The 12,539-nt window shown below is 64.4% G+C and carries 12 protein-coding genes; 2 read left to right on the forward strand and 10 right to left on the reverse strand.

What is annotated here, in order from left to right; translation table 11 throughout:
- Positions 1-34: 34 nt before the first annotated feature.
- Positions 35-727: a ligase-associated DNA damage response endonuclease PdeM gene (gene pdeM / locus IE126_RS17105; RefSeq protein WP_054302796.1), complete on the forward strand. Its 693-nt coding sequence runs from the start codon at positions 35-37 to the stop codon at positions 725-727.
- On the opposite strand, the gene IE126_RS17110 is transcribed toward pdeM, so the two are convergent.
- The 5 genes from IE126_RS17110 to IE126_RS17130 all read right to left on the reverse strand — a co-directional run bounded on the left by IE126_RS17110 (position 691) and on the right by IE126_RS17130 (position 5,456).
- Positions 691-1,485, reverse strand: coding sequence for a LytTR family DNA-binding domain-containing protein (locus tag IE126_RS17110; RefSeq protein ID WP_194678712.1), 795 nt, complete (start codon positions 1,483-1,485; stop codon positions 691-693). The two genes, pdeM and IE126_RS17110, sit on opposite strands and share 37 nt — an antisense overlap.
- Before the next feature lie 127 nt (positions 1,486-1,612).
- On the reverse strand, positions 1,613-2,503 hold the full coding sequence (gene folD / locus IE126_RS17115; RefSeq protein ID WP_108129746.1) for a bifunctional methylenetetrahydrofolate dehydrogenase/methenyltetrahydrofolate cyclohydrolase FolD: 891 nt from the start codon (positions 2,501-2,503) through the stop codon (positions 1,613-1,615).
- An 11-nt stretch (positions 2,504-2,514) separates the two neighbouring features.
- A complete protein-coding gene (locus tag IE126_RS17120; protein ID WP_054302793.1) occupies positions 2,515-3,393 on the reverse strand; it encodes a bifunctional 5,10-methylenetetrahydrofolate dehydrogenase/5,10-methenyltetrahydrofolate cyclohydrolase in 879 nt (292 codons plus the stop codon).
- A gap of 19 nt (positions 3,394-3,412) precedes the next feature.
- The gene (locus IE126_RS17125; RefSeq protein ID WP_054302792.1) at positions 3,413-3,706 is read right to left on the reverse strand and encodes a chorismate mutase; all 294 of its coding nucleotides are present in this window, start codon (positions 3,704-3,706) and stop codon (positions 3,413-3,415) included.
- A gap of 73 nt (positions 3,707-3,779) precedes the next feature.
- On the reverse strand, positions 3,780-5,456 hold the full coding sequence (locus tag IE126_RS17130; protein WP_054302791.1) for a formate--tetrahydrofolate ligase: 1,677 nt from the start codon (positions 5,454-5,456) through the stop codon (positions 3,780-3,782).
- 280 nt (positions 5,457-5,736) lie between these two features.
- Here IE126_RS17130 and IE126_RS17135 point away from each other — a divergent pair, with 280 nt between their 5' ends.
- Positions 5,737-7,122, forward strand: coding sequence for a calcium-binding protein (locus tag IE126_RS17135; RefSeq protein ID WP_189381702.1), 1,386 nt, complete (start codon positions 5,737-5,739; stop codon positions 7,120-7,122).
- Here IE126_RS17135 and IE126_RS17140 read toward each other — a convergent pair.
- From IE126_RS17140 to pal, 5 genes are all read right to left on the reverse strand, one after another.
- Entirely contained in the window at positions 7,112-7,891 is a 780-nt protein-coding gene (locus IE126_RS17140) for a methyltransferase domain-containing protein (protein ID WP_229825618.1), read from the reverse strand. The genes IE126_RS17135 and IE126_RS17140 overlap by 11 nt on opposite strands.
- Complete coding sequence (ftsH, locus tag IE126_RS17145; protein ID WP_054302788.1) at positions 7,888-9,792, reverse strand: ATP-dependent zinc metalloprotease FtsH; 1,905 nt, start codon at positions 9,790-9,792, stop codon at positions 7,888-7,890. The genes IE126_RS17140 and ftsH overlap by 4 nt, the downstream gene beginning before the upstream one ends.
- A gap of 77 nt (positions 9,793-9,869) precedes the next feature.
- Positions 9,870-11,141, reverse strand: a complete 1,272-nt coding sequence (tilS, locus tag IE126_RS17150; protein WP_189381703.1) for a tRNA lysidine(34) synthetase TilS — start codon at positions 11,139-11,141, stop codon at positions 9,870-9,872.
- Positions 11,138-11,947: a tol-pal system protein YbgF gene (ybgF, locus tag IE126_RS17155; protein ID WP_189381704.1), complete on the reverse strand. Its 810-nt coding sequence runs from the start codon at positions 11,945-11,947 to the stop codon at positions 11,138-11,140. The genes tilS and ybgF overlap by 4 nt, the downstream gene beginning before the upstream one ends.
- 4 nt (positions 11,948-11,951) lie before the next feature.
- Positions 11,952-12,479 carry a peptidoglycan-associated lipoprotein Pal gene (gene pal, locus IE126_RS17160; protein ID WP_054302785.1) on the reverse strand — a complete coding sequence of 176 codons (528 nt, stop codon included), beginning with the start codon at positions 12,477-12,479 and terminating at the stop codon, positions 11,952-11,954.
- Positions 12,480-12,539: the final 60 nt, after the last annotated feature.

The raw sequence follows: 12,539 nt of genomic DNA on the forward strand, positions 1-12,539 counted from the left end.
TGCAAAGCGGGCCGCGCTGCGGCAGACCGGGCGCATGGATGCCCATGCCTTCACATTTGCCAGCTGTGCGCTTCGGGCGTTGCCTTCCGGTGCACTTCACTGGCCTGAGCAAAGCCTGCTGGTCGTGTCCGACCTGCATTTCGGCAAATCCGCCCGGCTGGCGCGGCGCGGTGGCGCGCTGTTGCCCCCTTACGAGACGCGCGCGACGCTGGCCCGGCTTGACGCCGATCTTGAAGCGACAACGGCGGCGCGGGTGATCTGTCTGGGCGACAGTTTCGACGATCTGACGGCCAGCGACGAGATGGACGAGGCTGACCGGCTCTGGCTGCTGCGTCTGATGGCCGGGCGCGACTGGCGATGGATCGAGGGCAATCACGACCCGGGGCCTGGCAATATCGGTGGCACGCATCTGGCCGAAACACGGATTGGCCCCTTGCACTTTCGCCACATTGCAGTAGCGCAAGCGACTGCCGAGGTTTCGGGGCATTTCCACCCGAAACTTACGCTCGCCGGTCAGCGGCGGCCCTGTTTCCTGCTGTCAGATCCTGAACGTCTGATCCTGCCCGCCTATGGCGCTTATACCGGCGGCCTGGACTGCGGGGCGGCTGAACTCGCCCTGCTGATGGGTCCACAGGCGCTTGTGATCGCCACGGGGCGACGCTGCCTCGCGGTTCCCTATGCGGCTACGGTTCAGAGCAGCCCGCGCTCTTCCAGCTTTACGCGGTGAGTGCGGCTGACCGGCAGACGCAATTCCGGGCACATGCGCACCCAGATCCGGCCCCCCTCGCGCTCCACCCCCTTGATCGCCCAAAGCGCAACCCAGTGCGACCGATGGATCTGCACGCCCTCTTCCTCGCCGGTTTCCGCCATCGCATCGGCGAACCGCATCAGAAGGCTGCCCTTGCCGCGCACGGTGAAGACGTCGACATAGTGATCCCGCACCGTCAGCGCGACGAGGCGGCCGTGCAACTCGGGGTCCAGACGCTGGACGACGCGCGGCGGCGGAACCGTCTCGGTCTCGCTGGCCGGCAGGTCGGGAAGGATCGGCACCAGCGGGCTTGCCACATCATCGGGCCGGCTTTCGCGGGCGTGGCGGAACGCGCCGATACCCAGAGAGGTCGCGAAGATGAACAGCGCGATATCGGGCAGGTCGGGCGCTGTTGCCTTGTCGGGATCGAACATCCGATCTGCCAGCGCATGCAGCGGCAGGGTCATGATGACGGAGGAAAGCAGGGCGACAAGGAAAGCGCCACGCTGAAGGTCGCTCAATCCGATGACAGCGTGGACGAAAGCCCGGATCGCGGCGCCCACGCCGATCCCCATGGCAGAGATCACGCCCCAGAACAGCAGACGCGCGGGCAGATCCAGCGCAACGTAGCTGCCGAATGGCCCCGATATGCCGACAGTCAGCGTCAGCACAACCCAGGCGACAAGCGGAATCTTGCTACGGAAGTCTGCAATCAATGTAGCGACGAAACCAGACATCTGCACCAGGAACGCATGCAACCTGTCTGACTGGATAAGCGCAATCCCTGCCCTGTGCAATGTCTCCGGCCAGATTATCCAGCCGGGACATGCATTTGCGCCACAGGTCCTCTTCGGGGGCCGGTGATCAGGCGGTCAGGCCCGACGGCTCCGGCAGGCCATTGGCGCGGCAGCAGGCGGTCAGCGTATTTGCCAGCAGGCAGGCAATGGTCATCGGGCCGACACCACCAGGCACCGGGGTGATGGCCCCGGCCACCGCAGCCGCCGAGGCAAATTCAACGTCGCCGACCAGCTTGGTCTTGCCGTCACGTTCAATCCGGTTGATGCCCACGTCGATCACGGTGGCGCCAGGTTTCACATACTCGCCGGTGATCATCTCGGGGCGACCGACGGCGGCGACGAGGATGTCGGCACCACGGCAGACGGCGGCCAGATCCTTGGTCCGGCTATGTGCGATGGTCACGGTGCAGCTGTCCCCCAAGAGCAGTTGCGCCATGGGCTTGCCGACGATGTTCGACCGGCCCACCACGACCGCATTCATGCCGGCAAGCTTGCCGTGATGATCGCGCAGCATCATCAGACAGCCAAGCGGCGTGCAGGGCACCATGCTTTTCTGCCCGGTGCCCAGGAGACCGACGTTGGAGATATGGAACCCGTCCACATCCTTGGCCGGATCAATCGAGTTGATCACCAGTTCAGAGTTCAGATGCCCCGGCAGCGGCAGTTGCACAAGGATGCCATGGACCTTCGGATCTTTATTCAGCCGGTCGATCAGCGCCAGCAGATCGGCCTCCGAGGTATCCGCTTCCAACTTGTGCTCGAACGAAGCCATGCCAGCTTCGACCGTCTGCTTGCCCTTGGACGAGACATAGACCTGGCTTGCCGGGTCTTCACCCACCAGCACGACCGCGAGGCCGGGCTGGATGCCATGTTCCTCTTTCAGGCGCGCGACATGGGCCGCCACCTCGCCCCGCACCTTGGCTGCAAAAGCCTTGCCGTCAATGATTGCCGCCGTCATGTCCGTTCTCCCTACCGTTCGACCGCGAAGGCGGCGCTGTAATGATCCATTTGCATGCGGGTCGCCAGAACCGCGTTTTTCAGAAGGGTCGCCACCGTCACCGGACCGACCCCGCCGGGCACCGGGGTGATCCAGCCCGCGACTTTGGCGCAGCTTTCGAAATCGGCATCACCCACTGTCTTGCCCTCAACCCGGTTGATCCCGATGTCGATGAGCGCGGCGCCCGGCTTCAGCATGGCGCCCGTGACAAGGCCGGGTTTTCCAACCGCGACAAAGACCGCATCGGCGGCGCGGCTGTGCACCGCCACCTGCCGGGTCATGTGGTGACATACGGTCACCGTGGCCCCCAGCCCCATCATCAGGAAGGCGATGGGCTTGCCCACGATCTCGCTGTGGCCGATCACACAGACATCCAGCCCTTCGATGTTCAATGGCAGGGTCTTGAGGATTTCCACCGCTGCGACGGCTGTGCAAGGGCCAAGGGCCAGGTCGTTATAGACGATATTGCCGATGGACGAGGGGTGCATCCCCTCGACATCCTTCAGCGGATGCACCGCCTTTTGCAGTGCCTTCACCGGAATATGCGGCGGCAACGGGCGCTGGATGATGATGCCGTTCACGCGCGGATCGGCGTTCAGGCCGATCATCACGCCAGTAAGTTGTTCAAGGCTGATGGTTGCCGGATAATTGCGGGCCTCGAAGGCCACACCGGCAGCCTCGGCCTGCCGCTGCTGGTTGCGGACGTAAAGCTCCGCCGCCGCCACATCGCCTACCGAGATGGAGACCAGCCGGGGGGCCCAGCCCCTGGCCGCAAGATCCGCCGCCTCGGCGCGGACCTCTTCCACCATGCGGGCCGCGATGGCCTTGCCGTCAATCAGGGTTGCCGTCATTTCCGACCCTTCCGGGGTCTCAGGCCCCCAGCACTTTTTCTTCGCGGGCAATCGACCAGTCGATCATCTGCCGCCAGAGCGTTTCGACCAGCGCCGGGTCCAGCCCCTCGGCTTCGGCCCGGGCGCGAACCTTGGCCACCACCTCTTCCACACGGGTATCAATCCGGGCGGGCAGCCCCTCGGCGGGCTTGAGTTCGGCGGCCCGGTCGATGTAACCGGACCGCCGTTTGATCAGCGCCACGATCTGACTGTCCAGCGCGTCGATTTCCACGCGCAGTTCCGTCATGTTGTGGCAGTCGGACGGGGCCTTCATCGCAACCTCCAGAGAGTTTCCCGCGAGGTAATCCCTCGCGGGGGAGATGGCAAGGCGGCGCCCGGTGCCGCGATCAGAACAGGCCTTCGACGAAGCCCTGGTCGTTCAGACGGATGACTTCGGCGCTCGGGACTTTCGGCAGGCCCGGCATGGTCATGATCTCGCCGCAGATCACCACGATGAAGCCCGCACCGGCGGACAGGCGCACTTCGCGGACCGGAACCGAATGGCCGGTGGGCGCGCCACGCAGGTTCGGATCGGTGGTGAAGCTGTATTGCGTCTTCGCCATGCAGATCGGCAGATGGCCATAGCCCGCCGCTTCCCAGGCTTTCAGCTGGTCGCGGATCGATTTGTCGGCCAGAACTTCATCCGCGTGATAGATGCGCTTGGCGATGGTTTCGACCTTCTGGAACAGCGGCATGTCATCGGGATACAGCGGCGAGAAGTTGGCAGCGCCGCTTTCGGCCAGCTGCACGACCTTCTTGGCCAGATCCTCGATGCCCGCAGACCCCTGCGCCCAGTGCTTGCAAAGGATCGCCTCGGCGCCCTGCGCGGCCACATAGTCCTTCACGGCCTGCACTTCGGCATCGGTGTCGCTGTAGAAATGGTTGATCGCAACCACCACCGGCACGCCGAAACCCTTCACGTTGGCGATGTGACGGCCAAGGTTCGGGCAGCCTTTTTTGACCGCATCGACATTCTCGGCGCCCAGATCGGCCTTGGCGACGCCGCCGTTCATCTTCATCGCGCGAACGGTCGCCACGATCACCGCGGCAGCCGGCTTCAGCCCGGCCTTGCGGCACTTGATGTCGAAAAACTTCTCTGCGCCAAGGTCAGCCCCGAAACCGGCTTCGGTCACGACATAGTCGCCCAGCTTCAGCGCGGTCTTGGTCGCGATGACCGAGTTGCAGCCATGGGCGATGTTGGCGAACGGGCCGCCGTGCACGAAGGCCGGGTTGTTTTCCAGCGTCTGCACGAGGTTCGGCTGCATCGCGTCCTTCAGCAGAACGGTCATTGCGCCATCTGCCTTGATGTCACGGCAGTAGACGGGCTGCTTGTCACGCGTATAGGCCACAACGATGTCGCCCAGACGCTTTTGCAGGTCTTCCAGATCGTTCGACAGGCAGAGGATCGCCATGACTTCCGAGGCCACGGTGATGTCAAACCCGGTCTGACGCGGGAAGCCATTCGACACGCCGCCGAGGCTGACCACGATGTCACGCAGCGCACGGTCGTTCATGTCCATGACGCGGCGCCACACGACGCGGCGCTGGTCGATGCCCAGCGAGTTGCCCCAGTAGATGTGGTTGTCGATCATCGCCGACAGCAGGTTGTGCGCGCTGGTGATCGCATGGAAGTCGCCGGTGAAGTGGAGGTTCATTTCCTCCATCGGAACGACCTGGGCCATGCCGCCACCGGCCGCGCCACCCTTCATCCCGAAGTTCGGGCCAAGCGAAGCTTCGCGAATGCAGATCACGGCTTTCTTGCCGATCCGGTTCAGACCATCGCCCAGACCCACGGTGGTGGTGGTCTTGCCTTCGCCCGCCGGGGTCGGGTTGATGGCGGTCACCAGCACCAGCTTGCCATCGGGCTTGCCCGCGAGGCTCTTGATGAAGTCCTGGCTCACCTTCGCCTTGTCATGGCCGTAGGGCAGCAGGTGTTCGGTCGGAATGCCAAGCTTCGTGCCGATTTCCTGAATCGGCTTCTTCTTGGCTTCGCGCGCAATCTCGATGTCGGTCTTGAAGGCCATTCTACTCTCCCTTGGGTGTGGCACCCCGATCTCATGGCAGCACGATACCGACATGAAACGGGGGCCACAGGACCGATTCCGACCTAAGCCCACGCAAAATCGCCAGTTGCGGTTTCCGATAGGAAACCCGCGCATCCAGGAATGAAGTTTTACCAAGAATAAAACCGTCCATCCGAAACCGACTCGGCCCAGGGATGCCGCATACCCCGAACGGGGCACGCCAGACCTGGCGGCCTGTGCAATTCTCGGCCCATTCAATTCAGGCCAGACAGAGATCCCCATGCCGAACACTATCTATGTCATCGACGAAACACCCGGAAAGGACCGGGAGCTGACCGCTACAGGATTGGGAAAGTTCTGGCTGGTGTTCCAGGGAAGCTATGAAAAACCGACCTCGATCCGTCTCGACAACTATGTCGAAAACGGCATTTCCAGCCAGGCTCGCGGCTTCTTCTACCATGTCGGAAACTGGGGCACCTCGCTGCTGGTCAACGGCTCTGTCGAGAATGCGCGCGGTTCCTCCGGCGAGGACTGGATCAGCGGGAACGAGCGCGACAACATTCTTTACGGCGACTCCACCCGCGACGGGCCTGGCGACAACGACACGCTGTTCGGGGCGGCGGGCGACGACACGATCTATGGCGGGGGCGGCCGGGATGACATGGGCGGCGCCGATGGCGATGATCTGCTTCATGGTGGCGCTGGCCGCGACACGCTTTCGGGTGGCGGCGGCAGCGACACGCTGATCGGCGGCGCCGGGGCTGATTCGATCTCTGGCGGGGCGGACGGAACCGACTGGGTATTCTACACGCAGTCATCGGCAGCGGTGGATGTGCGCCTGATCTCGGGCCAGACCAGCACCAGTTTCGGCGGTGATGCCGAGGGCGATCAAATCAATGGCGTCCACAATGTCCGGGGCAGTGCCTTCAATGACAAGATCAGCGATCTGCCTGAAAGCAACGCCTACAACGCCAACCGCTTTGACGGGATGGCCGGGCATGACCATCTGAAGATGGGCGGTGGCAACGATACGGCCAACGGGGGCGTTGGCAATGACACCATCGAAGGGGAGAGCGGCAATGACCGGCTGTTCGGCGGGAACGGAAACGACCGTATCTATGGCGGCGACGGACAGGACCGGCTGTTCGGTGGCGCCGGGTATAATCTGATGGATGGGGGTGCCGGTCGCGATACCGTCATTGGCGGCGACCAGCGGGAAACGCTCTGTGGTGGCACCGGCGACGACCTGCTCCGCGGCGCGGGGCAGAATGATCTGTTCTTCGGCGGCAAGGGCAGCGACCGGCTGCATGGCGATGCCGGAGACGATACGCTGATCGGCGGTCAGGGCCGCGACAGCCTGTTTGGCGGCGCGGGCGCGGATGAGTTCAAGTATATCGCGCGCGGCGAAAGCGATGCCGCTAGCGGCCGCGATACGATCATGGATTTCAACCGGGCCGATGGCGACAGGATCAACTTTGACCAGCTTGTCGGAACCGGCAGCTTCATTGGACATACCGCCTTTTCCGGCGAGGTCGGGGAGGTGCGCTTCATCTCCACAGCCAGCGGATCGCGGGTGTTCTTCGACGTGGATGGTGACGGTACGGCGGATTTCTCGGTCGATGTGGCGGGGGTGACGACGCTGCGCGCCGCGGACTTCATTCTTTGACAAACACGAAGAAAACCCGGCGGAAAGGCAGCAGCGCCCCGCCGTCGGGCAACAGCGGGTAGGCCCGCGCCAGCGCGGCATCATAGGCCGCCCGGAAGGCGGATGCCTCCGGGCGGTCAAGCCGCTCCAGATAGGGCCGCATGGCGGTCGATTCGGTAAAGGCCCGCACCGGATGCCCCTCGGTCACCGGGCCAAGCTGTTGCACATAGGTGGTTTCCCAGGCCAGAACATTGCCCAGCGGCGACAGCAACCGCCAATAATCTTCGGGTTTTGCAACGGCTTGTCGCTCAGGCAAGTCGCCGAAGCGTTCAGGGAACAAGGCTGCCGCCGTGTCGCGCAGCAACCTGTGCGAGGGCGCCTGCGTTTGCCTAGGCATCTGCACCGCCAACACCCCACCCTTCGGCAGCATCCCCGCCAGATGCGGCATCAGACGGGCATGATCGGAAAGCCATTGCAGAACGGCGTTGGAAAAGATCAGCGCAGGCGGTGTCTCGGGCTGCCAGGCGGCAATATCTGCCAGATGCAGGGCATCATAACCCTGCGCGGCCTTCAGCATGGCGGGCGAATTGTCGATACCGATCAGGGCCCGTTCAGGGAAAGCCGCCCGCAGCGCCGCCGCCGCCGCGCCGTCCCCGCATCCCAGATCGACCACCGGCCCCGGCGGCAGAGTGCCCACCTGCGCCATCAAATCCAGCGCGGGGCGCAAACGCAAACCCCGGAACTTTGCGTAAGCTCCGGGGTTCCAGTCTTTGTTCGCGGTAGCGGTCACGCCAGGGGCTCCGGCTCCAGCCCGCCCTCGGGTTTCTGCGCCTTGGGCTTGGTCTTGGGGATGGCCACGACCGAAGTGCCTCCATCGCCCGGAGTGCTGTCGTCCCCGCCCAGCGTCTCGCCCGCCACGACCTTGCGAATCTCGTCGCCGGTCAGGGTTTCGTATTCCAGAAGCCCCTTGGCCAGCCGCTCGAACTCATCCGACTTGTCGATCAGGATCTGACGCGCAGCTTCATACCCGTCGTCGATCAGGCGTTTCACCTCGTCCTCGATCATTTCCTTGGTATGCGCAGAGACCGAGAAACCGGCGGTATTGCCCTGATAGCCTTCATGCGCTTCGGCATAGTCGATGTTGCCGACCTTGTCGGACATACCCCAGCGCATCACCATGGCACGCGCAAGGCTGGAGGCCTGCTGAATGTCGCCCGCCGGGCCGGAGGACACGCCCTCTTCACCGTATTTCAGGATCTCGGCCGCCTTGCCTGCCATGGTCATGGCGATCTTCTGCTTGGCCTCGTCCTTATGCATGTTCAGACGGTCCATCTCGGGCAGGCTGACCACCATACCGAGGGCGCCGCCGCGCGGAATGATGGTGGCCTTATAGACCGGATCACATTTCGGCAGCGCCATGCCGACGATGGCGTGGCCGGCCTCGTGATAGGCGGTCTTTTCCTTCTGGTCCTGCGTCAACACCATGGACCGGCGCTGCGCGCCCATCATCACCTTGTCCTTCGCATTCTCGAAGTCATCCATGGTGACGAAACGGCGGCCGACGCGGGCAGCCATCAGCGCCGCCTCGTTCACGAGGTTCATCAGATCGGCGCCCGAAAAGCCCGGCGTACCACGCGCGATGGTGCGCAGGTCGACATCCGGCCCCAGCGGCACCTTGCGGGCATGGACGGTCAGGATCTTCTCACGCCCCTTGATATCGGGGTTCGGCACATGGATCTGACGGTCGAAGCGGCCGGGGCGCAGCAGCGCCGGGTCCAGCACATCCTTGCGGTTGGTGGCCGCGACGATGATCACGCCTTCATTGGCCTCGAACCCGTCCATCTCGACAAGCAGCTGGTTCAGCGTCTGTTCGCGTTCGTCATTGCCGCCGCCGATGCCCACGCCACGCGCGCGACCCACGGCGTCGATCTCGTCAATAAAGACGATACAGGGCGCATTCTTCTTGGCCTGTTCGAACATGTCGCGCACCCGGGATGCGCCGACGCCCACAAACATTTCGACGAAGTCGGAACCCGAGATGGTGAAGAAGGGAACGCCCGCCTCACCCGCGATGGCGCGTGCGAGCAGCGTCTTGCCGGTGCCGGGCGGGCCGACAAGCAGCGCGCCTTTCGGGATCTTGCCGCCCAGACGGCTGAACTTCTGCGGGTTGCGCAGGAATTCGACGATCTCTTCCAGCTCTTCCTTGGCCTCGTCGATGCCCGCCACATCGTCAAAGGTCACGCGGCCATGTTTTTCGGTCAGCAGCTTCGCCCGGCTTTTGCCAAAGCCCATGGCACCGCCACGCCCGCCACCCTGCATCCGGTTCATGAAGAAGATCCAGATGCCGATGAGAATCAGGAAGGGCAGCCAGAGGCTGAGCAAATTCAGGAACCCCGATTGCTCCTGCGGTTCGGCCCGCACTTCGACGCCCTTGGCAATGAGGCGATCCGTCACCTCTTCGTCCTGAGGTTTCACGGTGGAATAGGTATTGCCGTCCTTGCCGCGGACGATGACCCGCTCGCCGTCCAGCGTGACACTGGAGACCTGCCCCTGATCGACCCGCGCGATGAATTCGGAATAGGAAAGATTGCGCGAGGCCGTGGTGGTCGTGCCGCCGCTGAACATGTTGAACAGCGCCAAGATCAGCAGGAACAGGACCACCCAGAAAGCGATATTGCGTGCGTTGCCCACGAGGAACTCCTAAAGGGGGCGGCGCAGGTCACCCCCGCCGCAACTTTTGACCTAAAATAGACATCTGGCGCGGGGGTTCAATGCGCCAAGATGAACATTCCGAAGGATGGGCCGAGAGTCGCACCCCAATCCGGCTCTGGCCGGGCCAGCGGGGCGGCGATCAGCCGGTCCCCCTGCCAGACGGCCGGGCTGACAATCAGAGCCTCGCGCGAGGCCAGATCCCGCCAGCCGGGACATTGGCGCAGCCCCGCAACCCCGAGAGCGGCGAGAGTCTGACCCTCCGCCAGCGGCCCCACTACCCGCCATCTGTGATCCCACAACTGCGCCGCCGGAACCGGCCCCATTACGGCGCGCGGTTCACGGCTGATGACAAGGGTTTCCTGCCGCCAGCGGAACCGGACACCACCCAGCGTGGCGTCCCGGTGGTCATGCAAGGTGGACATCAGCCGCAGCAGTTGTTCGGCACGCGGCGGATAACCTGCCCCGTTCATCCAGCGAATCGCATGGCTGAGAAGCCGCCGCTCCAGCTCTGCCCCAAGCGCACACAGACCGTCCGCGCTCAGATGCAATGCCCCCGCACGCTCGGTGACATGGGTTTCGACAGCTTGTGCCAGCGCCATCTGCAACGCGCTGCGCGCGTCGAAAAGATGCTGCGTGCTGGCCAGAAGGCGTTCTACCGTGATGCCCAGCGGCTTCAGCGCCCGCAACGCGCGACGGGCCTTCACACGGGTGAAGCGGTCATTCTCGTTCGAAGGGTCGTCAATCCAGGTCACGCTGTTTCGGCGCAGATAGTCGCGCAAAACCTCACGCCGCTTCTGCAACAGCGGGCGATGCCAGCGAATGCCATGCTCCAGCCAGCCCTGGCGCATGCCCGACAAGCCATCCAGCCCCGCCGCGCGCGACAGGTTCATGAGAAACGACTCCGCCTGATCGTCCGCCGTATGACCAAGGGCGACATGACCCACCCCGCGTGCGGCGGCCCAGTCCGCGATCAGGCACAGCCGGGCGCGGCGGGCCTGATCCATCAGGTTTCCGGTCTCCTGCGGCCCCCGCCAGCGCAGGATTTCATGCGCGACCCCCAGGCGGGCGCAGAAAGCCGCGACCCCGGCGGCTTCGTCCGCCGCCTCGGGCCGCAGCCCGTGATCCACCGTCACCGCATGCAGCAGATATCCCTCCGACGGCGCAAGGCGGTGCAAAAGATGCAACAGCGCCATCGAATCGCCACCGCCCGAAACGGCCACCCCGACAGACAAAGGCGCAGCCGGATCGGGCCGCGCCTTTGCGAACACCTGAGCAACAGCATCAAGGAGGTCCGTATCCTCCGTATCCGGCACGGGCGCGCCGGTCACTGGCAGGCCAGCGCCGCGATCTTGCCCTGCGCCTCGGTCGCGGCGGTGGAGCCGGGGAAGCGGGTGCCGACCTCCTGCAGGGTCACACAGGCGTCCGAAACCTGCCCAAGATCGGCCAGCCCCTGCCCCAGACGCACCAGCGCATCGCCTGCTTTCGGGCCTTCCGGCTGCGCCGAAAAAGCATCCAGCCAGGCCCGCGCCGCATTGACGGTATCGCCCGCCTGTTGCAGCGCGTCACCCCGCAGGATCTGCGCCTCCTGCATCAGGGGGCTGCCCGGATAGGCCGTGGCAAAGGCACCAAACTTTTCCGCGGCGGTGCGAAAGTCACCCTGACCGAGCACCTCCTTGGCCCGGTCAAAGTCTGCCTGTTCGCCCACAGCAAGCTCGGGCCCCCCGGCGGTCGGGGCGGTTACGACAGGGGCGGCCACATTGCCTCCGCCCAAAGGTTGCGTCGGCGGCAGCGATCCTACGTCGCCCCCCTCAAGCTCGGTGACGCGGAACTCCAGATCACCCAGCCGGTTGGTGCCGTCGGTGACCACGCGGTTCACCTTCAGTTCCACCTGTTCAGTCTGCGCGGTCAGCCGCGTCAGCGCCGCCTCGATCGAATCGAGCCGTTGCAGCGCATTGCCACCTGCCGCGCCATTCTGGATGGCGCCGGTAGTGATCAGCTCCTGCTTGAGGCCCGTGAACTCGGCGTTCAGTGCCGCAAGTTCGGCCTTGATGTCGGCCAGCGACTGCGCCCGGTCCTGCGCGATGGCGGAACCGGACATCAGCAGCAGGGCCAGTGCCGCGAAACGCAGTCTCATCGGCTCAGGCCCCCGCCCCCATCGACAGCACGGTCACCGCGCGACGGTTCTTCGAGAAACAGGCTTCCGACGGGCACACCTCGACCGGGCGCTCCTTGCCGTAGGAAATGGTCCGCATCCGGTGGGCCGCAACGCCCTGCGAGATCAGATAGTTCTGCACCGCGCTGGCGCGACGGGCGCCGAGGGCAAGGTTGTATTCACGCGTGCCCTGTTCGTCGGCGTGGCCTTCGACGATGATCGCGTAGTCGGCATGGCTTTGCAGCCATTGCGCCTGCTGCGCCAGAATGGTCTGCGCCTCGGGCGACAGGGTCGACTGGTCGACAAGGAACAGCACGCGGTCACCGATGGTCTGGTTGAAATAGGCCACCGAGTTGGGGTCGCTGGGGCCACCGAGCCCTTGCGAGCCGATGCCACCGGCACCACCCGCACCGCCTGCACCACCGGCGCCGCCCGCACCGTAGCGATCAGGGTTGTTACAAGCTGCCAGACCCAGAACGGCCAGCAACATCAGAGCTTTCGCAGTATACGCCATATCTTTTCTGTCCTTCGTTGTGCCAGCTCGACCAGGCCAGCTTATCAGAGTTCCGCCGCC

It is taken from the genome of Gemmobacter nanjingensis, from assembly GCF_014652195.1.
In the GTDB taxonomy this organism is placed as follows: Bacteria; Pseudomonadota; Alphaproteobacteria; order Rhodobacterales; family Rhodobacteraceae; genus Gemmobacter; species Gemmobacter caeni.

Excerpts from the sequence above, each read along its gene's own strand:
- pdeM (WP_054302796.1), top strand. The coding sequence starts at position 35 with ATGGATGCCCATGCCTTCACATTTGCCAGCTGTGCGCTTCGGGCGTTG.
- IE126_RS17110 (WP_194678712.1), bottom strand. The coding sequence starts at position 1,485 with ATGTCTGGTTTCGTCGCTACATTGATTGCAGACTTCCGTAGCAAGATT.
- folD (WP_108129746.1), bottom strand. The coding sequence starts at position 2,503 with ATGACGGCGGCAATCATTGACGGCAAGGCTTTTGCAGCCAAGGTGCGG.
- IE126_RS17120 (WP_054302793.1), bottom strand. The coding sequence starts at position 3,393 with ATGACGGCAACCCTGATTGACGGCAAGGCCATCGCGGCCCGCATGGTG.
- IE126_RS17125 (WP_054302792.1), bottom strand. The coding sequence starts at position 3,706 with ATGAAGGCCCCGTCCGACTGCCACAACATGACGGAACTGCGCGTGGAA.
- IE126_RS17130 (WP_054302791.1), bottom strand. The coding sequence starts at position 5,456 with ATGGCCTTCAAGACCGACATCGAGATTGCGCGCGAAGCCAAGAAGAAG.
- IE126_RS17135 (WP_189381702.1), top strand. The coding sequence starts at position 5,737 with ATGCCGAACACTATCTATGTCATCGACGAAACACCCGGAAAGGACCGG.
- ybgF (WP_189381704.1), bottom strand. The coding sequence starts at position 11,947 with ATGAGACTGCGTTTCGCGGCACTGGCCCTGCTGCTGATGTCCGGTTCC.
- pal (WP_054302785.1), bottom strand. The coding sequence starts at position 12,479 with ATGGCGTATACTGCGAAAGCTCTGATGTTGCTGGCCGTTCTGGGTCTG.